27 protein-coding genes are annotated in these 24,616 nt (G+C 59.6%); 15 read left to right on the top strand and 12 right to left on the bottom strand.

Annotated features, from left to right (window positions below; translation table 11 throughout):
- Positions 1-184 precede the first annotated feature (184 nt).
- A complete protein-coding gene (locus ACR0FC_RS10850) occupies positions 185-694 on the top strand; it encodes a MaoC family dehydratase (RefSeq protein ID WP_217354834.1) in 510 nt (169 codons plus the stop codon).
- Between the two features lie 163 nt (positions 695-857).
- On the opposite strand, the gene ACR0FC_RS10845 is transcribed toward ACR0FC_RS10850, so the two are convergent.
- The 3 genes from ACR0FC_RS10845 to ACR0FC_RS10835 all read right to left on the bottom strand — a co-directional run bounded on the left by ACR0FC_RS10845 (position 858) and on the right by ACR0FC_RS10835 (position 4,110).
- Positions 858-1,745, bottom strand: a complete 888-nt coding sequence (locus ACR0FC_RS10845; RefSeq protein WP_170352227.1) for a LysR family transcriptional regulator — start codon at positions 1,743-1,745, stop codon at positions 858-860.
- A gap of 483 nt (positions 1,746-2,228) precedes the next feature.
- The gene (locus ACR0FC_RS10840; RefSeq protein ID WP_302476845.1) at positions 2,229-2,888 is read right to left on the bottom strand and encodes a methyltransferase domain-containing protein; all 660 of its coding nucleotides are present in this window, start codon (positions 2,886-2,888) and stop codon (positions 2,229-2,231) included.
- Positions 2,889-3,405: 517 nt separating this feature from the next.
- Positions 3,406-4,110 (bottom strand): IS6 family transposase, encoded by a 705-nt coding sequence (locus ACR0FC_RS10835; RefSeq protein WP_170340517.1) that lies wholly within the window; start codon positions 4,108-4,110, stop codon positions 3,406-3,408.
- Positions 4,111-4,269: 159 nt separating this feature from the next.
- Between ACR0FC_RS10835 and gltS the strand changes: the two genes are divergently transcribed.
- The gene (gene gltS / locus ACR0FC_RS10830) at positions 4,270-5,499 is read left to right on the top strand and encodes a sodium/glutamate symporter (RefSeq protein WP_170340515.1); all 1,230 of its coding nucleotides are present in this window, start codon (positions 4,270-4,272) and stop codon (positions 5,497-5,499) included.
- A gap of 71 nt (positions 5,500-5,570) precedes the next feature.
- Here the strand turns inward: gltS and ACR0FC_RS10825 are convergent, their stop codons facing one another.
- The 9 genes from ACR0FC_RS10825 to ACR0FC_RS10785 form a co-directional block, all read right to left on the bottom strand.
- Positions 5,571-7,238, bottom strand: a complete 1,668-nt coding sequence (locus tag ACR0FC_RS10825) for a complex I subunit 5 family protein (protein ID WP_170340513.1) — start codon at positions 7,236-7,238, stop codon at positions 5,571-5,573.
- Between the two features lie 28 nt (positions 7,239-7,266).
- A complete protein-coding gene (locus ACR0FC_RS10820; protein ID WP_170340511.1) occupies positions 7,267-8,739 on the bottom strand; it encodes a complex I subunit 5 family protein in 1,473 nt (490 codons plus the stop codon).
- A gap of 2 nt (positions 8,740-8,741) precedes the next feature.
- Positions 8,742-9,065: an NADH-quinone oxidoreductase subunit K gene (locus ACR0FC_RS10815; RefSeq protein ID WP_170340509.1), complete on the bottom strand. Its 324-nt coding sequence runs from the start codon at positions 9,063-9,065 to the stop codon at positions 8,742-8,744.
- Positions 9,062-9,751: an MnhB domain-containing protein gene (locus tag ACR0FC_RS10810; RefSeq protein ID WP_170340508.1), complete on the bottom strand. Its 690-nt coding sequence runs from the start codon at positions 9,749-9,751 to the stop codon at positions 9,062-9,064. Before ACR0FC_RS10810 ends, ACR0FC_RS10815 begins: the two co-directional genes overlap by 4 nt.
- Entirely contained in the window at positions 9,744-10,019 is a 276-nt protein-coding gene (locus ACR0FC_RS10805; RefSeq protein WP_170340506.1) for a Na(+)/H(+) antiporter subunit B, read from the bottom strand. The genes ACR0FC_RS10810 and ACR0FC_RS10805 overlap by 8 nt, the downstream gene beginning before the upstream one ends.
- Complete coding sequence (gene mnhG, locus ACR0FC_RS10800; RefSeq protein WP_170340504.1) at positions 10,007-10,306, bottom strand: monovalent cation/H(+) antiporter subunit G; 300 nt, start codon at positions 10,304-10,306, stop codon at positions 10,007-10,009. Before mnhG ends, ACR0FC_RS10805 begins: the two co-directional genes overlap by 13 nt.
- Positions 10,296-10,568, bottom strand: a complete 273-nt coding sequence (locus tag ACR0FC_RS10795; protein ID WP_170340502.1) for an MrpF/PhaF family protein — start codon at positions 10,566-10,568, stop codon at positions 10,296-10,298. Before ACR0FC_RS10795 ends, mnhG begins: the two co-directional genes overlap by 11 nt.
- Before the next feature lie 4 nt (positions 10,569-10,572).
- Positions 10,573-11,031, bottom strand: coding sequence for a Na+/H+ antiporter subunit E (locus ACR0FC_RS10790; RefSeq protein ID WP_170340501.1), 459 nt, complete (start codon positions 11,029-11,031; stop codon positions 10,573-10,575).
- A gap of 358 nt (positions 11,032-11,389) precedes the next feature.
- Complete coding sequence (locus ACR0FC_RS10785; protein WP_170340499.1) at positions 11,390-11,812, bottom strand: ion channel; 423 nt, start codon at positions 11,810-11,812, stop codon at positions 11,390-11,392.
- A gap of 399 nt (positions 11,813-12,211) precedes the next feature.
- Here ACR0FC_RS10785 and ACR0FC_RS10780 point away from each other — a divergent pair, with 399 nt between their 5' ends.
- The 13 genes from ACR0FC_RS10780 (at position 12,212) to ACR0FC_RS10720 (ending at position 24,599) form a co-directional block, all read left to right on the top strand.
- Positions 12,212-13,570, top strand: coding sequence for a Na(+)-translocating NADH-quinone reductase subunit A (locus ACR0FC_RS10780; RefSeq protein ID WP_170340497.1), 1,359 nt, complete (start codon positions 12,212-12,214; stop codon positions 13,568-13,570).
- A gap of 5 nt (positions 13,571-13,575) precedes the next feature.
- Positions 13,576-14,790: an RnfABCDGE type electron transport complex subunit D gene (locus ACR0FC_RS10775; protein WP_170340495.1), complete on the top strand. Its 1,215-nt coding sequence runs from the start codon at positions 13,576-13,578 to the stop codon at positions 14,788-14,790.
- Entirely contained in the window at positions 14,787-15,569 is a 783-nt protein-coding gene (locus ACR0FC_RS10770; protein ID WP_170340493.1) for a Na(+)-translocating NADH-quinone reductase subunit C, read from the top strand. The genes ACR0FC_RS10775 and ACR0FC_RS10770 overlap by 4 nt, the downstream gene beginning before the upstream one ends.
- A gap of 25 nt (positions 15,570-15,594) precedes the next feature.
- Positions 15,595-16,275, top strand: a complete 681-nt coding sequence (locus ACR0FC_RS10765) for an NADH:ubiquinone reductase (Na(+)-transporting) subunit D (RefSeq protein ID WP_170340491.1) — start codon at positions 15,595-15,597, stop codon at positions 16,273-16,275.
- Complete coding sequence (nqrE, locus tag ACR0FC_RS10760; protein WP_170340489.1) at positions 16,272-16,880, top strand: NADH:ubiquinone reductase (Na(+)-transporting) subunit E; 609 nt, start codon at positions 16,272-16,274, stop codon at positions 16,878-16,880. Before ACR0FC_RS10765 ends, nqrE begins: the two co-directional genes overlap by 4 nt.
- A gap of 1 nt (position 16,881) precedes the next feature.
- Complete coding sequence (gene nqrF, locus ACR0FC_RS10755) at positions 16,882-18,108, top strand: NADH:ubiquinone reductase (Na(+)-transporting) subunit F (protein ID WP_170340487.1); 1,227 nt, start codon at positions 16,882-16,884, stop codon at positions 18,106-18,108.
- Positions 18,109-18,112: 4 nt separating this feature from the next.
- Positions 18,113-18,295 (top strand): hypothetical protein, encoded by a 183-nt coding sequence (locus tag ACR0FC_RS10750; RefSeq protein WP_170340486.1) that lies wholly within the window; start codon positions 18,113-18,115, stop codon positions 18,293-18,295.
- Between the two features lie 2 nt (positions 18,296-18,297).
- The gene (locus ACR0FC_RS10745) at positions 18,298-18,693 is read left to right on the top strand and encodes a CBS domain-containing protein (protein ID WP_170340485.1); all 396 of its coding nucleotides are present in this window, start codon (positions 18,298-18,300) and stop codon (positions 18,691-18,693) included.
- A gap of 10 nt (positions 18,694-18,703) precedes the next feature.
- Positions 18,704-19,354 carry a cytochrome c3 family protein gene (locus tag ACR0FC_RS10740; RefSeq protein WP_170340483.1) on the top strand — a complete coding sequence of 217 codons (651 nt, stop codon included), beginning with the start codon at positions 18,704-18,706 and terminating at the stop codon, positions 19,352-19,354.
- A gap of 94 nt (positions 19,355-19,448) precedes the next feature.
- A complete protein-coding gene (locus ACR0FC_RS10735; protein ID WP_170340481.1) occupies positions 19,449-21,248 on the top strand; it encodes an ammonia-forming cytochrome c nitrite reductase subunit c552 in 1,800 nt (599 codons plus the stop codon).
- Positions 21,249-21,342: 94 nt separating this feature from the next.
- Positions 21,343-22,671 carry an ethylbenzene dehydrogenase-related protein gene (locus ACR0FC_RS10730; RefSeq protein WP_170340479.1) on the top strand — a complete coding sequence of 443 codons (1,329 nt, stop codon included), beginning with the start codon at positions 21,343-21,345 and terminating at the stop codon, positions 22,669-22,671.
- A gap of 40 nt (positions 22,672-22,711) precedes the next feature.
- The gene (locus ACR0FC_RS10725; RefSeq protein ID WP_170340477.1) at positions 22,712-23,746 is read left to right on the top strand and encodes an FAD:protein FMN transferase; all 1,035 of its coding nucleotides are present in this window, start codon (positions 22,712-22,714) and stop codon (positions 23,744-23,746) included.
- 406 nt (positions 23,747-24,152) lie between these two features.
- On the top strand, positions 24,153-24,599 hold the full coding sequence (locus ACR0FC_RS10720) for a hypothetical protein (RefSeq protein ID WP_170340475.1): 447 nt from the start codon (positions 24,153-24,155) through the stop codon (positions 24,597-24,599).
- Positions 24,600-24,616 lie beyond the last annotated feature (17 nt).

Here is a 24,616-nt window from a genome sequence, read left to right as displayed (position 1 = left end):
CCTCGGGACTGGTTTTGAAGTACTTGAAAGAGGCAGGTTTGGTCATGGGCAAAAGCTACGCAACCGTCCTGCCTGCCTCAAGACAAGTTCTTCTGACAAGACCGTCGCCGCGGCATAGGTCAACGACCACTGACTTAGTTCTCCATTACGATCTTTGCCATGGTCGAAAGACAATGCGGCATTAGTGGCGGCCGAGCCTGGCTCCGCGTTGACGGTTGAGTCTGCATCAAACTATACTTTTGCCATGCCTAGCGGAAAATACATCGACGATTTGTCGGTTGGCGAAACCTTCGAAACCGGAGGCGTTACGCTGACCGAGGGAGCGATTATTGACTTCGCACTGGTTCATGACCCGCAGCCCTTCCACGTTAACAAAGTGGCTGCCGCAGAGTCGATTTTCGGCGGTCTCATCGCCAGTGGATTTCAGACAATAGCCCTTACTTTCAGGTTGTTCCGCGACACTGGTGTACTTACCGGCACCAATCTGGGTGGACATGGTATGGACGAGGTGCGGTGGCTGGCTCCTGTGTATTCCGGTGACACGATCAGCGTGCGCGTCACGGTTGAGGCAATTACACCATCACGTTCGAAGCCCGACCGGGGAACGGTCAAATTCCGATACCAGACATTTAACCAGAACGATGTTGAAGTTCTTAATCTGATCATGCACCACGTGATGGCATATCGGAGTTAAGGCAGTTTGCAGCGACTTGGGCGCGCCGATCAATTTGAACTCCCATTGTCATCTTCAAGAGTATCCTTGGGCCCGCTACATAAGGCTTCTATTCGCAATTGCGGTCGTGGCGTACATGCAAACTAGCTTGTTCGCGTGTTCTCAATCCTTTTTGCCTAAATAACTACTTGTAGATTGCCGCATAGCGAGGTGCGAAGAACTTAACGAAGGCTCTAACCTCTGGCCGACGATAGGCTTCCGGCGAAATGAGCATTAGGTGCGGCACCGCAAGTTCGGGGATTTCGTCGAAACATCGGATAAAAGACATATCTGTTTCCACCAGCTTGACGTTGCTGATTCCAAGGCCTTGCCCTGACCTGATCGCCGCATGCATTAGCTCGAGTTCAGTGAAAGACATAACGATCTGGTCCGGCTCCACGTGATTGGTCAACCATTCGTGGAATACATTTGGTACATCGTCCCGCTGAAAGGTAACAAACTGATGCCCGGCCAGATCATTCGTTGACCCCGGTAAGCCAAATTTGTCCGCGTAATTTCTGCTGCCGAACAAAGACCAGCGGGCCGTGCTGATCTTCCGGCAAATCAGGTCAGGATCGGGATCGGTTCTTGCAAGGCGCAAAGCAATGTCGGCCTCGCCCGCCATCAGGTCCAGCGCCCGAACGCTGGATAAAAACTCGAATGCGACATCCTGATTGTCGGCGGAAAACTCGTTTACGATTTCAATCATGCGTGCGGAGAAGTTTGCCGAATAAGCGGTGATACGGATGGGTTGTGTCGACGTCAATTCCTTCGCGCAATCGGCAAATTCGAGGACTGAAGCCTCGATTGCCTCGGCTAGGGGAGCGAGGCGAAGCGCTTCTCGGGTCGGCTTAAACCCGTGCGTACCGCGCTCAAACAGCGTCAACCCTGTTTCTCTTTCGAGAACATCAATGCGTCGGGCGACCGTTGGTTGGGAGACCGTTAGCTTTCTAGAGGCCGCAAGCGTCGATCCTTCTCTCAAGACAGAGAGGAACACACGAATATCCGACCAATTTCGGAACCCATTCTTCATTTTTGTAGAACAGCACAATTTTGTGCCGGATACCAGAAAAACAGGTGAACAGTTACCTTTGTTGCGACAGCGCAAGTAACTCGGAAAGGACCATGAGATGGCTTCCCATACAATGTCACCCAGCATCTGGACCGTATTTGGTGGACTGATCGGTTGGACCAAGAGAGCCTGCCCCGAAGCCCGGAAGCCGCGGCCTACAGCTGACGATTTTCACGCTGAACGCGACTATATTAATGACGTGATCTGGAGTAATCCCGACGCGTTTTTGAGTGAGCTTGACGTGCAGAACATGGTGAGTCTTTATCCAGGAAGGTTCTGACGACACTTGGTGACAATCGGCCGAATAAGGCGATTAGATCACGCCAAATGCAGCTGCAAGCTGGAAGTGGCAGCCACGCACCTGTGTTGTAGCCATTGAGTAAGTACCAATACGAGACTTTCATGAAGCCCGCGAAAGAACCCAGGCCGATTTACTTAGCTCAATCACCCCTTTTTGCGCACCACGACAACAAATTGGGTCATCGAAAAGAAGAAGCGTCCAGTCCTTGCAAGGCTGAGCTGCTCATCAAACCACGATTGCGCAACTGCGGGATCAACATGGTCATTTGCGACAGTGTATTGCTTCATGAGGTGCATCATCATGATTGCGAGGCCATCAGGCTTCAACTGGTGATCCGTCATTGTGAACGACAAGACATCTTCCACACGGTCGCCGCGAGCCTTTATCAGCGCGGGCAGTCTTTCCGGGACGGAACCACTCACAAAGTGCTGGTTCCAGGATGTCAGCATCTTTTGCATTCTGTCGGGCTCATCGCTGAACCAGATCAAGCTGCCAAAGTGTAGATCGCTGATGACGAGGCGCCCGCCGGGTTTGACGCACCGCAGCGTGTCAGCCAACGCACCGTCTACGTCTTCGATGTACTCAAAGACCTGTACCGAGACGGCCTTGTCAGCACTCTCATCCTCAATGGGCAAGCTATTTGCGGCACCAGCACGAAACTCCACGTTTGCGTAGTCGCTGCACCGTTCTCTAGCAGCTGCCGTCATGTCAGCGCTTGGGTCGATCCCGATGACATAGCCATCCGAGCCAACTGCCCGGGCCAACTCAACTGTTAACATCCCGTTGCCACAACCGATGTCCAAAATAGTTTAACCAGGAGCCGGGCACAGCGCATCAAATGAAGCCTGTCTTCGCCGCGTCAGTTCTGCGCCTTGATAGGCGATTTCAAGTAATTTCGTTGTTTCAGCGTCAAATTTAAGCAACTCTCCACCCTTACAAAGCCCACATGCCCCCAAAACCTTATCAGAAATTGAGTTATCTACGAAAAGCAGGACGGATCGTTGAGGCTTGAACATGGATCCACCAACAATAAATGAATGCGCCGACTTGATCCGACGAATGATTTAACCCCGAGAGCGAAGGACGCATCTGCCGCTCTATCGGACCAGCTTTTCGTGGCGTTTCGAACGTTAGAACAACATCAATTCAAGGGATGTCGAGGCCGTTCTCTCGTCCGAAATCGGTATAGAAGCTGTCACTGCGGCATCGGTTTAAAGTGGCTTCGTCCGCTTCTCTTGGGTCGGTGCCAGGGCTTTGGACACCTGTTGGTGCTGTCAGACCAATTCGAACCAGTCTCTGCCAGGACAGGGTCACTGCCTCTTATCCAGCGCAGAGTCCGCGCCATTCGGCGAGAGCGGCGGCGCGGTTCAACTTGAACTGGGGTCTGCTGGAGAGGCTGCGCTCGTGATTGAAATGGTTTGTGACGGAGGCATGGACGGAGGCGAACTTCTGTAGACTTCGCATGCGCCGGAACCTGAGCATCGCTCGCTCCCGTCGTCGGAAAGGCAGGTGTGAGTTCTCCGCTCGGTTGTTGAGCCAGCGACCTGTCTCCTGCCGGTCGCCTGCTCCGAGTTCCTTCAGAGCGGCGCCATAGGACCGGAGCTTGTCCGTCACGATTGCCTCGGGACGACCGTGCTTGCGCATTGCTTTCTTGAGAAATTTGAGCGCCGCCTTCTTGTCTCGTGTCTTCGTCACGAAGCTTTCCAGCACCTCGCCCTCGTGATCAACAGCCCGCCAGAGGTAGTGACGCTCACCGTTGATCTTCACGAACATTTCGTCGAGGTGCCAGCGCCACCGGCTGGATTTTTTCCCTCCGATCCGGCGTTTTCGGATCTCCGAGGCGAACATCGGACCGAACCTGTGCCACCAATATCGGACCGTTTCGTGGCTCACATCGACACCCCTTTCATGAAGGAGATCTTCGACATTCCTGAGCGAGAGCGGAAAACGGACGTAGAGCATCACCGCCAAGCGGATGATCTCCGGGCTAGTTTTGAAGTACTTGAAGGGACGGGATCTGGTCATGCAGGGACGCTAGCCAGCGGCCTGCCCTGCCTCAAGATAAGTTCCTCTGACACTACCTGAATGTGCCCTTCCAACAATACCGTTGCAATGATCCAACCCGCGGCCCTACGGTGGCGGCAACTAATCCGTTCAGCAATTTCGTGCTCGGGGGCACAGCTCATGGTCGAACCGATCGAGGTACACAGTTTCATTGCCATGACGCTCGGCATAGTCGTCTACTTTCTTGGAGCACAGCTGTCCGACCGGTTTCCGATCCTGCGAAAGTACTCTATCCCCGAACCGGTATCTGGCGGATTGCTTGCTGCGATTCTGACGCTTGTCGTTGTGACTGCGACCGGGCGCGAGGTGATTTACGACCTGGATGCGCGTGACTCCTTGCTGGTCTACTTCTTTACCACCATCGGGCTGAACGCGAAGTTTTCGGATCTGGTCAAGGGCGGCCCGCTGCTCGGCATCATGCTTCTTCTGACGATTGGCTACATGGTCGTTCAAAATGGCATCGGCGTTTTGGGCGCGTCGATCTTTGGCCTGCACTCGCAGGCTGGTGTCATGATGGGAACGACATCACTGATAGGCGGCCATGGCACCGCGATCGCGTGGGGCCCAGTGGTAGAGCAGCAATACGCGGTGGCGGGCGCCGCCGAACTGGGCATCGCCGCCGCGACGGTCGGTTTGATTCTGGCAAGCCTGCTCGGCGGCCCCATCGCCAACTACCTGATCAGCCGCGACAAGCTGGAACCGAGCACCGAGGAGCGCGCCGCCGCAGCTGGAGAAGAAAGCGCGGCTGAAAACGCCAGCACTGCCTCCTTCGGTGGCCCTACGAACCCCGGCCTGATGAGAGCCATCCTTTGGTTGCACATCTCCATTGTGATCGGCTTTGTCGCGGATGAAGCGCTGGACGCGGCGGGTTTGAAGCTGCCGTTGTTTGTGCCCTGCCTTCTTTCCGGCATCGTCATCGCCAATCTCGCTCCAAAACTGTTGCCGCGCATCAAGACACCTACCGGAACCGCGTCGCTGCAGCTGTTGCAGGACTTTTCACTGGCTGTCTTCCTGTCCATGTCGCTGATGAGCATGCAACTCTGGACCCTGGCGGGCTCGGCCGGTGTTCTGGCCTTCACGATGCTTCTGCAGACTGCCGCCGCTGCCCTGTTCATCGTTTTCGTTGTCTACCGAATGATGGGACGGAACTACTTTGCCGGCGTCATCTCGGCCGGGTTTGCCGGCTTCGCCCTCGGCGCAACGCCGACGGCGATCGCGAACATGACGGCGGTCACGCAGAAGTATGGCCCCTCGCCTCTGGCCTTCATCGTGCTGCCGCTGGTGTCGGCCTTTTTTGTGGACGTCGCCAATGCCTTCATCATCCAGGGGTTCCTTTCGGTTCTACCCTGATCCTGCGCATCACCGGAACGGTGCAAGAACTGCGGCGGGCGGACTTGCGCGGCGGTATCTGCAAATGACGTTCAGAAAGCGGCGGGCACGTCCGAACGGAACGCCAAGGACAGAAAAAGCACGGCGATGGTCAGAAGAAACACAACCCCGGCAATGGGCCAGTCCCGCAGTCGCAGTTCGCCTTGATGCAGCACCCGGGCAAGCGCAGCGCCAGAGCACCACAGAAAGGTTTCGAACGCGCGCAGGATGTCGCGCGGCTGTCCTCCTTCCGGGGATGAAACGTGGCGCCACACAAGGTTCCAGAGTATCACCGACAAGAGCACGCCCAGAATGGGCGGCCAGACTGACGGCCATACCTTTCCAGGCGACAGCGTCTCGACTCTGGCTTCACCGGCCAGTGGCAACAGCCAGATCAGGGATCCCGCGGCCAATTGTAGAGCTACCCAAGGCACCCACAGCCCCGGCTTTGGGGTATGGTCTTTCTTCAAAGATACTTGCAGATTGACCAGATAGCGCGCCATCAGAACCGTTGTGCCCACTGCGGCAAGCGACATGAGCGGACCAAGCCAAACGTACCACGAGGACACTACAGCTGCCCCTTTGAGGGCCGTTTTTGCCACGGCACCACTGGTCAGGGGCAACCCCGACAAGGCCGCGGCGGGCAACAGCAAGGTCAGGAAAACCGGGCCACGCCATCTGCCGGCATGATGCGCCATGCCGACGCCCAGAAACAGGGTCCCTTTGGCAAGACCGTGGTGGACGGCATACAAAAGCGCCGCCACGATCGCCATCGGCGCAGCGTCCGGAACGGCCAGCGCGATACCGATAGGAATGGTGATCAGCCCCATCTGCGAAATGCTCGAATAGGCCAGAACGGCCTTGGGGTTGTCCTTGGTCGAACCGACCAGGGCGCCGTAGAACGCCGCGGCCAAACCGGCGATGACAACCGCAATCCCCCAGTGCGGCGCGGCAACCGCTCCGATCGGCAGGAACCGCAACCACCCCAGCAATCCCGCCTTGATCATCGCGCCGCTGAGAACGGCGCTGGCGGGTATCGGCGCCGCGGGATGTGCCAGCGGCAACCAGAAATGTAAGGGCAAGGCACCCGCCTTTATCCCGAAACTGACCAGCACAAGTGCGATCACAAGGTTCGAAGCCGCCGGATCGCGGTAAGGCAGTTCCGTGAAGCCGGCGCCCGTGATCTTGATGACCGCAACGAAAAGAAGGGTCTCGCCCAGAATGGCGAGCGCGATGTAGACCCGCGCGGCGCGCCGGGCCTCGGCGCTGCCATCGTGGACAACAAGCCCGAACGAGCTGACCCCCATCACCGCGAACAGGACAAAGAAGCTGGCTGGGTCCAGGCAGATGTTGAGGCCAAGGCTTCCAGACATCGCTGTCAGGTAGAAAGCTGTGAACCGCCCGCGCCGGGGATCGTCGGCCAGGTAACGTGATCCGAACAGGCCTGCCAACAGCCACAGCAAGCTGGTGAACAAAAGGAAGGTTTGGCTGGTCTGGTCCATGCCAAAACGTGCGCCATCGAGCAGCACGGGAACGCTGACGGTAGTGCCCAATGGCACCAGGAATGCCGAGGCAAGCGCCGGAAGCGCGGCCCAGGCGGCCAGTCTTAGGCAAAGCCCGCGACAGGCCGGCAGCGCAAGCCCGGCGGCAAGCAAAAGCGGCAGCAACGGCACAGCAAGCAGAATTGCAGAATGGACCGATACGGGGGCAAGCTGGGTCATCGGCTGCCCCCTGGTTGCCTGCGCCACCTCATGACCCAGCCCCCCCGAACAGCTGTGCGGACAGGTCTGGTCCTTCGCTCACCAAGGCAAGCGGAGCGTTGGGTGTAAGGCCCAGGAGGCAGGCGATCACCGCAAGGACCAGCGCAGACCACTCCAGCCGGCGCAGTGTCGGCGCAAAGCTGCGGGCGGTCCCTGGTGCAAACGCACATGACACGACGCGATAGACGTAGACGCCCGCAAGCAGACCACCGATCAGGATCGTTGCAGTCAACCACCACAATCCGCTTTGCAGCGTCGCTTCAAGAAGCATCCACTTGGCAATGAACCCGCCACTGGGCGGCAGGCCCATCAAGCTGAGGCCGGACAACCCGAAGGCAAGCATCGATACCGGCATGTGCGGTGCGATTTCACTCAGGTCGTCGATCCGGTCATGACCTGCCGCATGCAACATCGTGCCGGCGCTGAAGAACATCGCGGCCTTGGCGAACCCGTGCGACAGCGCAAAGTAAACCGCGCCGCCGTATCCAATGCCCTCTGTCGCGGTGACAAGCGGAAAGGCGACAAAAAGGTAACCGAGTTGGGCAACCGTCGAATAGGCGACAAGAAGCTTCAGCCTGCGCTGATAGCAGGCCAACAATGACCCCCACAGTATTGCGGCTGCCCCCAATGCACCAATCCAATGCAAGGCAGTGCCTGTCACCGCCGGCGCGAAGAGCTCAAACCACAATCGCAGCAGCAGGTAGAACGAAGCCTTGACCACCAAGGCTGACAGAATGGCACTGACCGGTGCGGGTGCATTGGCGTGCGCGGGTGGAAGCCAGAAGTGCAACGGGAAGACCGCCGCCTTCATGAGCAGTCCCGCCGTCATCAATGCTATGGCCAACCAGGTGATCGCGCCCGGTTCCATCACGCTGCCAAGCGCGACCAGGTCCAGCAGCTGGTGTTCGGCATAGAGAAGCGACACCCCAAGCAGGTAGAACAGCGAGCCCAGCAGGCTGACCAGCAGATAGCGCATCGCCGCGTTCAGCGCGGCCGCCGTGCCCGGCAATGACGCCAGCGCGACGGCGGCAAGGCCGACGATCTCTAGGGTGACGTACAAGTTGAACACGTCGGCAGACAGGAAAAGTGCGTTCAGCCCTCCCAGAAGCAGCAGCCAAAGGGGCCAGAAAAACCGTTGCTGCCTGCTTTCGGCGGGGAAATAGCCGGACGCATACACACTGACAGCCATCCCGACAGTTGCCGTCAGGATGAGCATCAGGCAAGCAAGCCCATCTGCCCTCAGTTCGATACCTAGTGGCGTTCCCCAACCGGCCACGTGATGCGTGACGGTCCCTCCGCCCCGGACCTGAACGACAAGCGTCACCGAGACGATGGCATTGATGAAGGCCGCGGAGAGACCGATTTTCGCCCCTAGGCGCCATGTCAAAAACGAGGCGGTTGCCGCTGCAAAGGGAAGCAGCATCACCCAAGCGATCCATGCAGGTTCGGTTGGTCCCGGCATTGCTATGTCCCGGCCTCGTCGTCCGTGCCGACCGACAGGCGCGTTTCACCCGTCACCTGATGCAGGCGGGTCGCCAAGGCAAGCGCCAGCGCCGTTGCACTGACCGCGACGACAACACCTGTAAGCACCATCGCGCGGGGAACCGGATCAGCGACGGAGGCGCTGCTTTCGCCGGATGATGCGATCAGCAGCAGGAACACGCCGGCATTGATGATGTTTAGGGCGATGATTTGCCGAAGCAGTTTGCGATCTGTGAAAAGACCGAAGAGGCCCAGACCCACAAGCATAGCGCCGGCGACGATGTAAGGTGCCAGGGTCGGCATCATTGCCCCTTGTCTCGCAATTTGTAGATTGGCGAGCCACCCAACGAGATCGCGGCCAACGAAAGCCCGATCGAGATGGTTGCAGCCAGTTCGATCGCAAGGATCACACCCTTCGCCAGTTCCGGGTTCAGAAACAGAAGGGTGCCCGAAGACAACAGGCTGATGGTCGCCAAGCAAAGGAACGCGCCGACCCCCATCGTCAACCCTACCTCGAGCCAGGGCCGCATCCGGGCACCGGGCTGCCACCCCATCAGCAGGGCCAGAACGCCACCTGCCGCAAGGATCGCCCCGGCTTGGAATGCCCCGCCGGGCGCTGTCGCGCCGACCCAGAGCAGGTAGCCCGCCGTCAACAGGCACATGGGCTGCAGGATCTTACCGGCCTCGCCCAGGACCGGGCCCGTGGAAACCAGCGTCGCGGGATCTGCACGCGCCGGACCAAGTGACCACATGCTGACAACGGCCAGAAACAAGACACAGGTTTCGAGGAAGGTATCGTAGCTCCGGAAGTTCAGCAGCACCGCCGTTACCGGATGGCTGGCACCGCTGTCGGGCAATCCTTCCATCACACGGTCCGCAAGCTCGCTGTTCCCCACGGGGAGACGCATCAGCGAAATCGCCAGTCCCCAAGAGATCGCGGCCGCCAACGCGCCGATCAACAGGCGCACCACGGGGGATGTGTCGTCATTCATTGTTCTGCCCCCCATCCTGCTGCGGCGGACTGCGCAGGCGCCGCCAGGCTGCAAGCAGAAGAACGCCCGTCAAACCGGCACTGATGGATGCCTCTGCCAAGGCAACGTCCGGTGCGTCGAGCCGCACCCATGCAAGTGCAACAAGCAGACCGAAGGCGATGAACAGCACGATAGCGGTGAACATCTCGTGGCTGGCAAGTGTTCTCCATGCCAACCAGATCAACGCCATCGCCAGAACGAGGTCGAAACTCAAGTTCAACGCTTCCATGGTTTCGCCCCCTTGCGAACCGCTGACTGGGCAATCAGATGGGCGGTCGTTGCTGCGCTCACCAGCACCAGGCCCCATATCAGCACCAGTTTCAGAGCAATCAGAAACTGCCCGGACATCACCGCCAGCCCCGCGACGATGAACCCCAATCCGACGTTGTCCGCTTTGGTCAGCGCGTGCAGCCGCGTGAAGATGTCCGGCAATCGAAGCATCCCCACCGTTCCGGCGAAAAAGAAACAGACCCCGATCAGAAGCAGGGGCAGCGCCAGCATCGAACTAGTTGTCATCGGTCGCTCCGCCGCTTGTCTCGCCGCGCACGAAGGCGATGGTGGTGATCGCAGCAAGCAGAGCCATGACCAGCGCGGCGTCTATCAAGGCGGGCAACCCGGTCGCGAAACTGGTCACCAGCAATACCGCAACCGCTGTCGTGCCGAACAGCTGCGCCGCCATCATCCGGTCTGCATCGCTCGGACCGCGAAACACCCGATACATTCCAGCAAGCAGGAACAGCAAAAGCAACAGGGCAATCAGCAGCAACAACGAACCCATTTCCTCACCCCGTCTCCTGCAGAAAAATGGCGGCTATCCGCCTTTCCAGTTCTCGAAGCTCCGAAGTGACCGGCATGCTGCCGTCCAGCACATGGATATGCAAAAGACGTCCGTTCAGATCCGCCGTCAGTGTCCCCGGAAGCAACCCTATCGTCCCGACGAACAATGCCGTCGCCCTCCCGGGGGGCAAGGTGGTCTGATACTCGACCATCGCGGGTTGGACTTCCCGTCCTCGAAACAGCACCAGCGTAGCGGTTGCAAGACCGCCGCGAAAAGACCCGATCAGAAAATAGGGAAGGAACCGAAGGACCCCGGATAAGCGCGCGCAACGGCCATTCAGCCGTCCAAGCCGATGGTTCGCGACCACAACGAACAGGACAAGCGGGGCACCTATCAGACATGAAGCCAGATCCCCACCTGCTAGCACCGACCAGATCGCCGCAAAGACCATGATCTGAGCCATGAACCCGCGCCACGCCGAAAAGCTCGCCTGTTGCATGCAGATCCCTTCATTCTTCGACATTGGCGCCATCTTGCCCGGACACTGTCGGTTTCGTTCTTCTGGCACCGATCAGCGCGGCAGTTCCGGGCCCTCGGAGGCCGATCGAATTGCGCCCACCCGCTTACTGCGAACTCGTGCGAACCATCCGCCAAGTCGCAAGAAGCCGGTAGCTTTGGCATGCCGATTTCCTTGTCTGCGGTCGGGCTGGCGATGATCCAGTGCGTGAAACGTATTTTTCAGCGAGAACACCGGTCAACTCGGAGGCGAGCCAAAATGGCTCATTGGCGGTTCCCGGACCGGCAATGCGGCGAAACGGCCGTCAGAGTTCGAGGTCCCTAACGTATCGCAAGGAGTCGGTCAAAGCCGCGGTCATCAGCCCGAACATCAGGAAGCCGTTTGCACCCGTCATCCCGCCTAACAGTCGGTATTCAGTCGGGACAAGCACATCGCCCAGTCCAAGCGTCGTGTATGCAATCAACGAATAGTAAAAGGCCTCTTCAAGCGTTCCAAACACGTCCGCCCAAGTGAATACGAAGGCCCAGAGCCATACGCCCAACGTGACCATCGTCATGGCCGAAAGAATGATCAACATGATGGCAAGCAATGGCTTGGCAGGAAAGGTCGGGCGCCTCAGCCATGGCTCCATCGCCGCTATCAGCCTGTCCATCGCCCACCAAACCAGGACACCACAGATCAGCGATGCAAGGGTGATGAAGGAACCAAGTATCAACTGGTAGATCATGTACTGCATCCTCCGGGACCGATGCCTGCCCCCTGCGACGAGATCCGCTCGGCGACCTGTGGGCACTCTCGCACCATCTAGGAAACGGGCGGCCTGGACTTGTCATGTTGAGTGAGCAAGAGCCCGATTCAGGGACGGCGGCCATAGCCGGCCAACCTGCTAGTCGTCGTTTTCGGACCCCATCCTTAACGTTCTTTCCTGCTGGACAAACACCCGAGCCAAATCGGCTCGCCCGCACATTGACCGGTATCGTCACCAAAAATACGCTTTTCAGGAACTCCGGCAGAAGACCGGAGCCAGTTAATTGAACTGAAGAACAGCCTTGATGTATCGCGGCGTGACTACCCGCTGCATTGTCAGTTTTGCAGCCCGGCTTGAGTATCGGGCGCGGGGAGAAGAATGCTGCCACATCACGTGAAAAGCACGAAGGGCCTGGATTTGCCGATCGGCGGGGCGCCTCTGCAGTTGATCGAAGATGGGCCAGAAGTTCACTCGGTTGCCATTCTCGGGGCGGATTACAACGGTTTGGAGCCGAAAAAGCTGGTCTCGGAAGGAGATCGGGTCGTGTTGGGCCAACCGCTTTTCCAGCAGAAGAGAGACCCGTCGATCCAGTTCACCGCACCGGCGAGCGGTGTCGTTACCAACATCCACCGTGGTGAAAGGCGCGCCCTCAAATCCTTCGTCATCGCGGTCGACGGGGCCGGCGACCCGGGCGCCGACACCCGCAATGAAACCGGAAGCGATGCATCGCCCGACACGCTGCGGGCGCGGTTGCTGAAGACAGGTCTTTGGGTTGCGTTCCGCACCCGCCCGTTCAGCCGCATTCCCGCGTCCGACGCGGTGCCCCGGTCGATCTTCGTGACCGCCTGCGATACGCGCCCGCTGTCCGCAGACCCACAGGTCGTGGTTGCCGAACACGCTGGTGCTTTCGCGTTGGGGCTCGACCAGCTTGCCAAACTCGCCTCGGGAAACGTCTATCTTTGCACCGGTCCCGGATGGTCCGGTCCGACCGGGACCGCGGCGTCAGTTCGGCATGTCGTGTTCGACGGGCCGCACCCTTCCGGACTGCCGGGAACCCACATTCACAGTCTGGACCCGGTCGGCCCCGAACCCGAGGTCTGGCACATCGGATACCAGGATGTCATCGCGATCGGAAAGCTGATTGGCGAGGGCGTGATCTGGACCGAACGCGTGGTCGCGCTTGGCGGAACCGGCTTCAGCAGGCCCCGTTTGGTGCGCACCCGGCTTGGCGCGGACGTCATCGAGCTGACGGCAGCAGAGTTGGCCCCCGAAGACCCGGGCAACGATGCGGCCCGGCTCGTTTCCGGTTGCGTTCTGAGCGGCCGCCACGCACGCGGCGCCGAAGCCTACCTTGGAAGATACCACCTGCAGGTTTCGGCTGTTCCGCAGATGCGCCCCAGTCGCTGGCGGCCGTGGGCGGAACCGAGCAAGAACCGGTTCTCGTTCGGGAATTTCCTGTCCGGGTTCCTTTCCACCCCTCGGTTCACCACCGACCAGAATGGCCGCGCAACAGCCATGGTGCCCATCGACGCGTTTGAAAGAGTGATCCCCATGGATGTGCTGGTCGCGCCGCTTCTGAAGGCCCTGCTCATCCGGGATACTGACCAGGCGCAGTCTTTGGGCGCCTTGGAGATGGACGAAGAAGACCTGGCTCTGTGCTCCTTCATCTGCCCGGGCAAGAACGACTATGCCGCGGTGCTGCGCCACAACCTCGAAGCGATCGAAAGGGACGGTTGATCGGGATGGCGGAACCGAAATCAAACACAGGCGGCAACGCACGGGCCGGGTCAAGTCGGGAAACGGTCGACCTGATCGACGAGCTGCGCCTTCGGTTGGTGTGGCGTTGGACGATCCCTACGGTTTCGGCACCGCATGTGCGGGATGCCAACAGTATCGACCGACTGCTAAACCGCTTCATAATAGCCACGCTGCCCTGCTGGCTGATCGGAATGTGGAATCTCGGTGAACAAATCGCCGTGGGAATGCACATAGCCGGCATCGACAACTTGCCGGGGTGGCGGGCAGCACTGATCGAAGGGATCGGCCTGTCGATCGACCCCGAGAGCCTGGTGTCGAACTGGCTTCACGGGTTCCTCTATTTCCTTCCTGTATTCCTGACCGCCCTGATCGTCGGCGCGTTCTGGGAGATCGTGTTCGCAGCCCGCCGCGGGCGCCCGCTGGACGAAGGCGTCCTCTGCATCGCCTGGATATTTGCCCTGATTTTGCCTCCAACGGTCACATTCTTTCAGGTCGTCTACGGGATGACCGCCGCAATGATCGTCGGGAAGGCGGTTTTCGGCGGAACCGGGCGGTATCTTGTCAGCCCGGTGATCCTTGGGGTTTGCATCCTGTTTTTTTCCTACTCCAGCGTCCTGCACGGGCCAGATGTCTGGATTCCGCTTCCGGGCTACCAGGAACCGACGACCCTCGAACTGGCCATCCTCGAAGGCGGCGTGCCTGCCCTGACCGCGGTCGACTACAGCTGGTGGCTGTTGTTCGTGGGCAACCAGCCCGGACCGTTCGGCGTTACCTCCGTTCTGGGGTGCCTGCTTGGTGCCGTGTACCTCCTTGCAACCGGCTCGGCCTCGTGGCGGATCATGGCCGGATCGCTGGCCGGGCTGATCATTTCGGTTGTCCTTATCGCCTTGATCGCGCCCGCAGATCAGGCCGCATTGCAGACGCCGTGGTATTGGCACGTGGTTCTGGGCGGTTGGGCTTTTGGTACGGTGTTCCTTGCCACGGACCCAACCGCCGCGGCCACGACACGTCCGGGGCGGTGGGCCTTTGGTTTCCTGATGGGCGTCGTGACCATCATTGTCCGCCTGACCAACCCCGCCTACTTCGAGGGGGTCATTTTCGCCATCCTGCTTGCGAGCACTTTCGCCCCTCTGTGTGATCACTTTGTTGTCGAGCGCAACATCAAGCGGCGCCAGGCCCGGCTGGAGCGGGAACCATGAACCGCGATGCGTTGCGATCCCTTTTGGTCCTGGTCGGCGTCGCGCTGGTCTGTTCGATCCTCGTCAGCGTTTCGACGATCACGTTGCGCCCCATTCAGGAACGCAACGAGGCCGTGCAGAGGTACAGGAACGTTGTGTCGCTGACCGGGCTCGTGGCGCCCGGCGCAGATGACGACACGATCCTCGAGGTGGTTGCACAACTTGACGCGCGGGTGGTGGACTTGGATACGGGCGAGTTCGCTTCGGATTTGGAGCCCGGTGACATCGATGCGCGGTCCGCCGTGAACGATCCCGACCGCAGCACTGCCATTCCGGCCGAAGCAGACACCGCACGGTTGGGACGCCGCCCCAACCACGAGGTGGTCTATCTCGTCTGGCAGGATCAAACCCTGAGCCGGATCATCTTCCCGATCAGCGGTCAGGGGATGTGGTCCACCATTTATGGCTTCATCGCCTTGGAAGATGACCTGAACACCATTGCAGCAGTCAGCTTCTACGAACAGGCGGAGACCGCCGGGCTGGGTGACCAGATCGAGGACCCGGACTGGCAGGACCAATGGCAGGGCCGGAAGATGTACGGCCCGAACGGCGAGGTACGGTTCCGTGTGGCCGGTGGCGTCGTCAGCCCGTCTTCTGCGGCAGCAGCCTACGAAGTCGACGGCTTGACCGGTGCCACGATAACCGGGACCGGCGTGACGAATTTGGCCGATTACTGGTTTGGCCCGCACGGGTACGGGCCATTTCTGAAACAAATCGGCGTGGGCGCGCCAAAACGATGAAGCGTTCGATGTGGGAGATCAGAGAATGACGGTTCGGTCGACACTCTTGGACCCGGTCTTTGAAAACAATCCGGTTCTGCTTCAGGTTCTCGGTGTCTGCTCGGCCCTTGCGATCACCAACTCGCTCTACACGTCTCTGATCATGGGGGTGTCGCTGACGGCGGTTTGCACCTTCTCGAACGGTGTGATCTCGGCGCTGCGCCACTTCATCCCAAGCAACCTGAGGATCATCATTCAGATGACCGTCATCGCCACCGGGGTCGTCGTGGTGGATCAGGTATTGAAGGCCTACGCGCCGGATGCGGCCCGAACGCTTTCGGTCTTCATCGGCCTCATCGTCACCAACTGCATTGTCCTTGGCCGCGCCGAAGCCTTTGCCGCCAAGAACTCTGTCGGCATGAGCGTGCTTGACGGCATCGGCAACGGATTGGGCTACACCGCCGTGCTGGTCGTCGTGGGCACCATCCGCGAGCTGTTCGGTGCCGGCACACTGCTTGGGGTCACGATCTGGCCGGTGGCTGCAGATGGCGGCCTTTTCGTCCCCAACCAGCTCATGCTGTTGCCGCCAAGCGCCTTCTTCATCATCGGCTTCCTGATCTGGGGATTGCGGACGTGGAAACGCGAGCAAAGGGAAGCCCCGGAGTTCGACGAAACCAAGGTCCGGCCCGAGCAGCTTCCCGAACACGCGAGGAGGCACGTATCATGACCAACCTCTTCGACATCTTTCTTCGTGCGGTTCTGATCGAGAACCTTGCGCTTTCGTTCTTCTTAGGCATGTGCACTTTTCTGGCGGTATCCAAGGAAGTGCGCACGACCATCGGTCTCGGGATCGCCGTTGTCGTGGTCGAGACGATCAGCGTCCCCCTCAACAACCTCATCTACAGCCTGTTCCTGAAACCCGGTGCGCTGTCTTGGGCAGGGCTGCCCGAGCTGGACATGAGCTATCTGGGACTGATCAGCTACATAAGCGTCATCGCGGCCATGGTCCAGATCCTCGAGATGGTCCTGAAGAAGTTCGCGCCGCCCCTTTATGCGTCACTGGGGATTTTCCTGCCACTGCTGACGGTCAACTGCGCGATCCTGGGGGCATCGCTGTTCATGGTGCAGCGCGACTACACGTTCGTCGAAAGCACGGTCTACGGGTTCGGCGTCGGAACAGGCTGGGCGATCGCGATCGTCGCGCTTGCCGGGCTGCGCGAGAAGATGCGCTATAGCGAAGCGCCCGAAGGTCTTGAAGGATTGGGGCTGACCTTCATCACCGTTGGGATCATGTCGCTGGCGTTCCTGGGCATTTCAGGGATTGAGTTGTAAGATGGCCGGCACCGAAATCATCGTCTCCGTCCTGCTGTTCATGGTCATCGTGTCGAGCCTCGGGGTCCTTGTGCTCCTTGCCCGGTCGCGCCTTGTTCCCCAGGGCCAGATTACGGTGAACATCAACGACAGCCGTGACATCAAGATGGATCCGGGGGGCAAGCTGTTGGTCGCCCTGGGCGACAGCAACCTGTTTCTCGCGTCTGCATGCGGCGGCGGCGGCACGTGTGGCCAATGCAAGGTGCGGGTGCTCGAGGGCGGCGGCGAATTGCTGGCAACCGAAAAGTCCTTCATCAACAAGAAGGAGGCTGCAACCGGTTTGCGCCTCGCCTGTCAGGTCAGCGTCGACAACGACATGAAGATCGAGGTGCCCGACGACGTCTTTGGGGTGAACCGCTGGACCTGCACGGTTCGCTCGAACGAGAACCTGGCGACCTTCATCAAGGAGTTCGTCCTTGAACTGCCCAAAGGTGAGAAGATCGACTTCCGGGCCGGCGGTTACGTCCAGATCGAAACATCTCCCTACTCCCTTGATTTCAGGCAGATCGATATTCCGGGCGAATACAGGGAAGACTGGGAAAAATACAAGCTTCTCGACCTGAAATCGAATGTGACCGAGTCGACGCTGCGCGCCTATTCGATGGCGAACTACCCTGCCGAAGACGACATCATCATCCTGAACGTCCGCATCGCGACACCGCCGCCACAGGCGCCGGACGCGCCACCGGGAATCGTCTCGTCCTACATCTTCGGCTGCAAGCCCGGGGACAAGGTTGTCGTATCCGGCCCCTATGGCGAGTTCTTTGCAAAAGAGACGGACGCCGAGATGGTCTTCATCGGTGGTGGGGCGGGCATGGCGCCGATGCGGTCCCACATTCTGCACCAGTTGCGCACGCTGAAGACAAAGCGGAAGATCAGTTTCTGGTACGGCGCGCGCAGCCTGCGCGAGGCGTTCTACGTCGAAATGTTCGACAAGTTGGCCCGCGAACATGACAACTTCTCGTGGCATCTTGTGCTGTCCGAACCGCTGCCCGAGGACAACTGGACCGGGCTGACGGGGTTCGTCCACGAAGTGCTCTATCAGGAGTATCTGTCTAAGCATCCCGAGCCCGAGGACTGCGAGTACTACATGTGCGGCCCGCCGGTCATGAACGAAGCGGTGATCGACATGCTCGACTCGCAAGGCGTGGACGCCGAGAACATCATGCTGGACGATTTCGGAGGGTAATCGAATGGAAGTCCTGCTGGCCACATTCATCCTGTTCTTCATCAGCATGCTGATCTTGGTTGGCATCCAGGTGCTTCGAAACGGTGAGCTGCCAACCGGCTGCACCCCCGGCGGGTGCCAGCGTTGCCGCAAGGATTGTCCGAACAAGTCGGCGTCGGCTTCAGGAACCGACGAGGAAAGGGGCTGATCATGCGTGTGCGCGACTACATGACCCGGACCGTCATCTCGGTCAAACCGGACACAGAGATTTTGCGAGCTCTGCACCTAATGCACGCGCACGACATATCCAATGCGCCAGTAGTCGACGACAGGGGCGCGCTTACCGGCATCCTCAGCGACCGGGACTGCATAAGGGGCGTTCTGCAGGCCACCTACCATTCAGAACTTGCGGGGCTCGTCGGCGATTTTATGGCAAGCGATGTCAAGACCGTGGGCCCGGACGAAGGCCTGATCAGCGCCACCCGCAGCCTGCTTCACCTTCCGCACCGGCTTTATCCGGTCGTTGCCGGTGGCGATCTGGTCGGCGTGATCAGCCGGCGGGACATCATCGCCGCATTGACGGATCGCTGGCAGTGGTCGAGTTGATGGGTGACGCATGAAATTCTGGCGCAAAATCTCGAAATTCAACTCGGTCCGAAGCCCGATGGCGGCCGTGATGTTTGCGGTGGTCAGCATCCTTTCGGTGGGTGTCTGGCTGGACGGAACACAGGCTCAAAGCCTTCGGAACCTGCCGGAGGCAAAACACACCGACGGCGGGCCGGAGGCATGCCTGACCTGTCACGGCGGCCCGGAGATGACGCTTATGGCCGAGACACCGCACGGGGACGCGGACAATCCCCATGCGCCCTATGGCCAACAGGGGTGCGAGTCCTGCCACGGCCCGGGCAGCTTTCATGTTTCAAGTGCCCGGGGGGGTGTCGGGTTCCCGCCTCTCAACGATTTCAGCTATGCCGGGCGGCCCAAGGAGGGCCAGTTCGACACCTGCCTGGGTTGCCACGCCAACACGTCCGGGGGGCGCCTGGGCATAGGTTGGTTGGGCAGCTCTCATGATGTCAGCGGCATGACCTGCTCGACCTGTCACGAGGTTCACGCGACCGAGAACCCGTTGGCAGAGCTGGCAGGGCAAAGAGCCCTTTGTGCAAGTTGTCACGGGCTGACAAATTCGAAGCACGAAGACTTCGAAAACAACGGGATACAGATCGAAACGCTGCAATGCGCAACATGCCACGACCCGCATGATCTGTGATCAAGCGTCGGATATCCGCGCAAATGCCGGGTGTACGGAAGCCGTGGAAGAAAGCCACTGAATGCAGTTTTGCAGTTCAAAGGGAGGAGATTTGATGGATTGGAAGACGCCGAGACCAGATTTGATCGCCGCAGCCGGCATTGCCTCGGCGCTTTCCGCGGCGATTGTTTTTGCCTCACCCGATGGGGACGATCCCCGGATTGAAGCCTGGGCCGAGGAATGGCCGGACTACGTTGAAATGTACATGACCACCAAAGAGATGGACAATCCAACCCCCTTTGGCGGCAACTACCCGTACAGCAAGCTGATCCGCTATCCGGGCAAGCAGGCTCTTTGGGCAGGCTATGCCTTTGCCGTCGATTTCAACGAAGATCGCGGTCACTACTATACGCAGATCGACCAGATGGAGACCAAGCGCAACGACAAGGAATATCTCAATGCTCATGGTCTTCCCGCCTTCAACGGCCAGCCCGGCGCATGCATGAACTGCCACAGCGGCTGGTCCCCCATACTCACCGAAGAGATGGGTTGGGCCGAGTTCAACCGCACACCCTATTGGGATACGATCGAAAAACTTCGCGGTGAATACGGGCATGGTGTCGAGGGCGCTCAACTGGGCAGTTCCTGCAACGATTGCCACAACCCGTCTGACATGAGTCTGCGCGTGAACAGGCAGGCATTCATCGACGCCATGGTGATGCGCGGCTACGAAGAAGACCCGGCGAGCGGGCTCAAAGGTTCGCCGCGGGAGATGCGCGACTATGTGTGCGCGCAATGCCACGTCGAATACTACTTTCAGGGTCAGGACGCGATCCTGACCTATCCCTGGACCGAGTGGCCAAAGGATCAGCCCCTGCGCTTCGAGATGGTCGAGGAATACTATGACACCGCGCGCGAATCCGGCGTGTTTGCGCAGGACTGGACCCACGCGGTAACCAAGGCCCCGATGCTCAAGATGCAGCACCCGGAATTCGAAGTGGTGTCGAGCGGGGTTCATTCCAGCATGATCGGATGCGTCGACTGCCACATGCCGAAAACCGAGTGGAACGGGCGACAGGTGACCGATCACACGATGGGTTCACCGCTGAAGAAGATCGAAAACTGCCTGAGCTGCCACAACAGCATGACCGCCGACGAGATGTATCAGCGGGTCTATGACATTCAGGTGGACGTGATCGCGGCCTATCTGACGGCTGAAAAGGCGGTGCTTGCCCTGATCGAAGACGTCGCGACGGTTCGCGAAACCCTCGCCGGACTGGAACCCTTCTCGCAGATTGCGGACGCAGCCGAGCGCGAAGGCGCAATCAGCGAAGAACTGTCACTGGTGCTCGACTATCACCGGCGCGCCAGCATGCGTTGGGACTGGATCGGTGCGTCCAATTCGACAGGTGCACACAGCCCCGGAGAAGCCCTGCGCGTCCTCGATCAAGCTGTCGACATGGCCCAGGATGGTCAGGCGCTGTTGGTCGAAGTCGCGGCCCGGCACGGTATCGAGCTGGTCCCGACGATCAACCCGACCCTGCCGGACGCCCCTGCCCCGATCCGTGGCGACGACATTGTCGGCTCGCTGCCGCCGGCAATCGCCCATGCTGCCGACCGCAGGGTTCAGGACCGGCTGACCCGCGTGGCCGCGGCGGAAACCACGAGCAATGACGCCATGCCATCGGTTGACGGAAAGCAGGCCTTTATCGACGCAAACTGCAGCCAGTGTCATTCCGTCAGCAGCGAGGACATCACAGCGACGATGATGGGGCTAGAGATCGATGGCATCGGCGGCCGCCGCGATGCGGCCAACATCGAGGCCTATCTGCGCGCAGGGCCGCCTCATCCGCTTGCCTGGACTGGAAGCGACGCGGATCTGTCGGCGGTCGCGGAATGGCTGGCGTCAAAGTGATCTGCGCTGATGGCGGCGAACCGTTTGCGGCCATCACCCAACAAGCGACCCGCCCGATCGGGTGCGTCGGCAGAACGTGTCAGGGAGATGTTTCATGAGTAGAGTTACAGGAATTATCGGATCAGCCGTCTTGGCGGCAGGGAGCCTTGCCGTGCCGGCGTCGATATCTGCCGCCCCGCCGGACGATTGGTCGAACATACCCACCACGACGATTAAGCTGTTCTATCCCGGGGTTTCAAGCTCGCAATGGCTTCGCAGCGAAGAACACGGCGTCGGCGCCCTCATGGTGGCGCAGGGGCAGCCCTGCTCGGCTTGCCACACAGACGCCGAGGCGACACTTGGCGACGGCATCGTTGGCGGCGGACGGCTCGAGCCGAACCCCATCGACGGCAAGAACGGGGTGATCGACCTTGCCGTTCAGGCCGCCTATGACGCCGAAAACCTGTATTGGCGTTTTCAGTGGAAAACCAACGCGGATCGCCCCGGGCAGATGCATGACTACATGCGCTTCAACGGCGAGGCGTGGGAATTCTATGGCGGACCGCGTTCCAGCGACCGGGTGCGCAACGGCGACACCCCACCGCTCTACGAAGACCGGATCGCGATGATCATCGATGACGGAACGGTGCCGCTCTACCAGGAGCAGGGTTGCTGGCTGACCTGTCATCTTGGCCAGCGCGACATGCCGGAACGCCCAACAGCGGAACAGGTGCGCGGTCATGACCTGCTTGGCGCGGTTCTGAATGTCGGGGACGTAAGGAAGTACCTGCCCTCCAGCCGCACCGATGACGGTTCGAGCTGGGACCAGACCAAGTCGGCGGATGAAATCGCCCAAATCAAGAATGACGGCGGTTTTCTGGATCTGATGCAGTGGCGTGGTGCGCGAAGCAATGCGGTCGGCATGTCAGACGACGGGTATGTTCTGGAATACCGGTTGTTTGATGAAGGAAAAGGCCCGTTCAGCTGGAATGTCGACCGGTCGACAATGACCCCCATCTACATGTTCGATGAGGGGGTGACGGGTCTTCTGTCGCTGACGACGGACAGCGTGGGCGACCTGTCGAAACCCTTTGCGATCATTCGGGAAGAAAACGCCAAACCCTATGACGCAAGCCATGGTTGGATGACAGACGATGTCTTGCCGGGCCGGCTGCTCAGCCGCGAAGACGCCACCGGTTCAGCCGCCGACAACGCCCGCTCGGAAGGCGTTTGGAAAGACGGAGAATGGACCGTGACCTGGACGCGCCCGTTGGATACCGGCCACCCGCAGGACGACAAGATCCTGCGCGACGGAAACGCCTATACGATCAGTTTCGCAGTGCATGACGACAACGTGACGACGCGCTTTCACCATGTCTCGTTCCCGTTCAGCCTAGGCCTCGGCGTGGCAGCCGACATTCAGCCGGTGAAGCTTGAGCATTAGAATTGGCCCAGTTCGACCACACCAAAGCGGAGCACATAACATGATGAGCAGACGGACGTTTCTAGCAGGAACCGCCGGGGTTCTTTACGGCGTGACTCTCGGCTCCGCCTACCCGGCTTGGGCCAAGGAAGCCGGGTTGGACAGCTTGTCCGGCAGAGTGATGGGCACGTACTACCGGATCGTGTTTCCCCAAGGCCTCGGCTTCGACGACGGTCTTCAACTGAACGTGCTTGGAACCTTGGCCGAAGTCGACCGGCTTATGTCCACCTACAAAGCGAACTCCGAGGTTTCATTGTTCAACGACGCGGCGCCCAACTCGCCGTTGGCATTCTCGGACCTCACCTGCAAGGTCGTCGAAGAAGCACGACGTATCCGTGACCTTACCGAAGGCGCCTTCGATCCGACGATCGGCCCCTTGGTGAACCTTTGGGGTTTTGGCCCCCTTGGTGGATCACACAAGGTACCCAGTGCACGCCAGGTCTCGAAAACGGTGGGTGTCGTCGGCATGGATGGGCTGCACTTGAAGGACGGCAGCTGCTGGAAGACTACCGCCGATCTTGCCATCGACCTCAACGGTATTGCCAAGGGGTTTGCGGTGGACCGGCTTGCGACCATGCTGGATGCGCTGGAAGTTCCCGGCTATCTCATCGACATAGGTGGCGAGCTGCGGGCCAAGGGGCAGAAGCCTGACAAGTCCGGGTGGCGTGTCGGGATCGAACGCCCCGAGCCGGCGGAAAGAAAGGTTCACCGCGTGCTTCAGTTGCAGGATCAGGCGGTAGCGACATCTGGGGACTATCGCGACTTCTTCACGGTGGCGGAACGAAACTACAGCCACGTCATTGATCCCCGCACCGCGCGGCCAGTCGCGCATACTCTGGCCTCTGTCACCGTTGTCGATCGCCAAGCAATGACCGCGGATGCGCTTTCGACGGCCTTGATGGTAATGGGGCCGGACGAAGGGTTCGAGTTTGCACAACGAAATGGCATCGCGGCCAGTTTCATTCTCCGGACCGAGGGAGGATTGGCCGACAGGCACACGGACACCATCCTGCCGTGGCTGGAAAAGCAGTCCTGACCGTGTAGGCCATTCGGCACGACCGAACAAGGACAGGGGTTCGGAAAATATCCATGGAATGCTGTCCCTGCATGCCTTTTGCAGTGATGTTCAACCAGCCATCGGCTGCGCGTCGGCAAGACTGACATCCGTCGGCCGCAGCAGATACCAGTATCGGGCCGGCATTGGGTCAACAACTGAACTGCTCTTGATCCTTACTCGCCACCTGCTGTCAAAGATGACAGCATGCAGCTGTCCAAGACTGGCCTGAGAGTGCCATGCGGGGGGCTTTCGTATTCGCATCTCACCAAAATTTCTCCTGCCGGCGCGCCGGCTTGATCCCCGAACTCGCTATGCCAGTTTGACATTTGATGTTTCGGCAATCACTTATTTGCGTATCGCTCTGCTTCAGCTTGGAATGCTCCGGATGGAACTTGACTACACCGACGACGAACGTGACCAGCTGCGCCTCTGGCGAAGGTGGAAAATCACGTTCGACTGGTTCAACTACCCCGAACCCCTGCAACGCGTTCACCAGGCCTTGTTGGTGCATCGTCAGCCATGGAGCACCCGGGCGCTGGCCACCTACACCAACATGCCCCAGACATCTGTCCGCCGTCAGCTGGACCTTCTGGACGCGGGAAACGCGATTGAGCGGACCGAGCACGGTGTGCAGATCAACCAGATGCAGGTTGCGTTCAACTCCAGCTTTCATCGGGCGATCGCCGATTACGTTCACGGCGGGGTCCACCTGAACAAGGAACTGCTCAAGGTGTTCAAACAAAGGTTCGGCCCCGAAGCGGCTAACTTCGAGATGTTGGAGAACCACGTGTGGTGGCCCGTCATCAAGAAAGCAGAGAACGGCATCTTTTGACGCCGCCGGTGTTTTCC

It is taken from the genome of Ruegeria sp. BB9 (genome assembly GCF_056539345.1).
This window is presented reverse-complemented; position numbering and strand designations above follow the sequence as displayed.

Excerpts from the sequence above, each read along its gene's own strand:
- ACR0FC_RS10765 (WP_170340491.1), top strand. The coding sequence starts at position 15,595 with ATGACGGTTCGGTCGACACTCTTGGACCCGGTCTTTGAAAACAATCCG.
- gltS (WP_170340515.1), top strand. The coding sequence starts at position 4,270 with ATGGTCGAACCGATCGAGGTACACAGTTTCATTGCCATGACGCTCGGC.
- mnhG (WP_170340504.1), bottom strand. The coding sequence starts at position 10,306 with ATGACAACTAGTTCGATGCTGGCGCTGCCCCTGCTTCTGATCGGGGTC.
- ACR0FC_RS10740 (WP_170340483.1), top strand. The coding sequence starts at position 18,704 with ATGAAATTCTGGCGCAAAATCTCGAAATTCAACTCGGTCCGAAGCCCG.
- ACR0FC_RS10810 (WP_170340508.1), bottom strand. The coding sequence starts at position 9,751 with ATGAATGACGACACATCCCCCGTGGTGCGCCTGTTGATCGGCGCGTTG.
- ACR0FC_RS10785 (WP_170340499.1), bottom strand. The coding sequence starts at position 11,812 with ATGATCTACCAGTTGATACTTGGTTCCTTCATCACCCTTGCATCGCTG.
- ACR0FC_RS10825 (WP_170340513.1), bottom strand. The coding sequence starts at position 7,238 with ATGACCCAGCTTGCCCCCGTATCGGTCCATTCTGCAATTCTGCTTGCT.
- ACR0FC_RS10790 (WP_170340501.1), bottom strand. The coding sequence starts at position 11,031 with ATGGCTCAGATCATGGTCTTTGCGGCGATCTGGTCGGTGCTAGCAGGT.
- ACR0FC_RS10720 (WP_170340475.1), top strand. The coding sequence starts at position 24,153 with ATGGAACTTGACTACACCGACGACGAACGTGACCAGCTGCGCCTCTGG.
- ACR0FC_RS10780 (WP_170340497.1), top strand. The coding sequence starts at position 12,212 with ATGCTGCCACATCACGTGAAAAGCACGAAGGGCCTGGATTTGCCGATC.
- ACR0FC_RS10750 (WP_170340486.1), top strand. The coding sequence starts at position 18,113 with ATGGAAGTCCTGCTGGCCACATTCATCCTGTTCTTCATCAGCATGCTG.
- ACR0FC_RS10775 (WP_170340495.1), top strand. The coding sequence starts at position 13,576 with ATGGCGGAACCGAAATCAAACACAGGCGGCAACGCACGGGCCGGGTCA.
- ACR0FC_RS10735 (WP_170340481.1), top strand. The coding sequence starts at position 19,449 with ATGGATTGGAAGACGCCGAGACCAGATTTGATCGCCGCAGCCGGCATT.
- ACR0FC_RS10795 (WP_170340502.1), bottom strand. The coding sequence starts at position 10,568 with ATGGGTTCGTTGTTGCTGCTGATTGCCCTGTTGCTTTTGCTGTTCCTG.
- ACR0FC_RS10745 (WP_170340485.1), top strand. The coding sequence starts at position 18,298 with ATGCGTGTGCGCGACTACATGACCCGGACCGTCATCTCGGTCAAACCG.
- ACR0FC_RS10730 (WP_170340479.1), top strand. The coding sequence starts at position 21,343 with ATGAGTAGAGTTACAGGAATTATCGGATCAGCCGTCTTGGCGGCAGGG.
- nqrF (WP_170340487.1), top strand. The coding sequence starts at position 16,882 with ATGGCCGGCACCGAAATCATCGTCTCCGTCCTGCTGTTCATGGTCATC.
- ACR0FC_RS10820 (WP_170340511.1), bottom strand. The coding sequence starts at position 8,739 with ATGCCGGGACCAACCGAACCTGCATGGATCGCTTGGGTGATGCTGCTT.
- ACR0FC_RS10805 (WP_170340506.1), bottom strand. The coding sequence starts at position 10,019 with ATGGAAGCGTTGAACTTGAGTTTCGACCTCGTTCTGGCGATGGCGTTG.
- nqrE (WP_170340489.1), top strand. The coding sequence starts at position 16,272 with ATGACCAACCTCTTCGACATCTTTCTTCGTGCGGTTCTGATCGAGAAC.
- ACR0FC_RS10725 (WP_170340477.1), top strand. The coding sequence starts at position 22,712 with ATGATGAGCAGACGGACGTTTCTAGCAGGAACCGCCGGGGTTCTTTAC.
- ACR0FC_RS10845 (WP_170352227.1), bottom strand. The coding sequence starts at position 1,745 with ATGAAGAATGGGTTCCGAAATTGGTCGGATATTCGTGTGTTCCTCTCT.
- ACR0FC_RS10815 (WP_170340509.1), bottom strand. The coding sequence starts at position 9,065 with ATGATGCCGACCCTGGCACCTTACATCGTCGCCGGCGCTATGCTTGTG.
- ACR0FC_RS10835 (WP_170340517.1), bottom strand. The coding sequence starts at position 4,110 with ATGACCAGATCCCGTCCCTTCAAGTACTTCAAAACTAGCCCGGAGATC.
- ACR0FC_RS10770 (WP_170340493.1), top strand. The coding sequence starts at position 14,787 with ATGAACCGCGATGCGTTGCGATCCCTTTTGGTCCTGGTCGGCGTCGCG.